This is a genomic window from Bacillus sp. SIMBA_074, assembly GCF_046534555.1.
Lineage (GTDB): Bacteria > Bacillota > Bacilli > Bacillales > Bacillaceae_G > Bacillus_A > Bacillus_A mycoides.
In genome coordinates this window covers 1-254 of the sequence record NZ_JAWRYM010000866.1, presented here as the reverse complement: position 1 = coordinate 254, position 254 = coordinate 1, and the positions used below count along the sequence as shown (strand labels likewise).

The window sequence follows — 254 nt, the reverse complement described above, 5'->3', positions numbered from 1 at the left end:
GTGGGACTTCACTGGTGACCGGGAACGGTGGCTCGGCGTTCGGGTGGATGAGTACGGCTTCCCAATGGGCGGTGGCAAACGGTCTGGAGACGAACGCACTCGGTCTAGGTTCCACCGCCATGGGATTCGGCAGTAATGCCCTTGGTCTCAATTCCGTTGCCATCGGCGGCGCGGCGGGCGATGGGACCACGCCCCTGGCCGTGGAGGATTCGACCACGGCTTCGGGCGATGGCGCGATCGCCATCGGTTCGAAC

At 65.0% G+C, this 254-nt stretch carries 1 protein-coding gene; it reads left to right on the top strand.

What is annotated here, in order from left to right; all coding sequences use genetic code 11:
* Positions 1–71: 71 nt before the first annotated feature.
* A partial coding sequence (locus tag SB773_RS33220) for a hypothetical protein (RefSeq protein WP_410594702.1) occupies positions 72–254 on the top strand: 183 nt, incomplete at its 3' end.